Annotated in this window: 1 protein-coding gene; it reads right to left on the bottom strand. The window is 62.4% G+C overall.

The features are described from left to right. Positions 1-44: 44 nt before the first annotated feature. Positions 45-394: plasmid pRiA4b ORF-3 family protein (locus tag AC5ZFO_RS48325; protein ID WP_496124313.1), on the bottom strand; the 350-nt coding region annotated here is incomplete at its 5' end.

Raw genomic sequence — 394 nt, forward strand, 5'->3', positions numbered from 1 at the left:
ACCGTAAGCGTAGCTCTGCGGCCCTTTTGAATGGCGCTTGACGCCTATCTTGTTCGCGTGGCGCGTCGCCGCGGTTTCCATGCGTCGGACAACGCGTTGACGGCGGCTTCGAGCGCCTTCCGGTCGACGACGTTGGGATCGAACGGCTCCGGGCCCCAGAGGCGCATATGTTCGTGCTCTGGATGGGTGGGGTCGCCGATGGCTTCGAGGTATTCGGCATAACCCGGCGCACCGCCGACGTCTTCCGGAGGACAACGACCGGCTGCCTCGAGCAGGAGGGGCAGGCCCTCTGTCGTGGTGTTGTCGAACCATTTTTCGAGCTTGATCACATGGTCCCAGCTGTCGCCGAAGTCATAGAGATAATGGATCGTCTTGGCGCCGGTCTCGCGAACGA

It is taken from the genome of Bradyrhizobium sp. Unk1, from assembly GCF_059512345.1.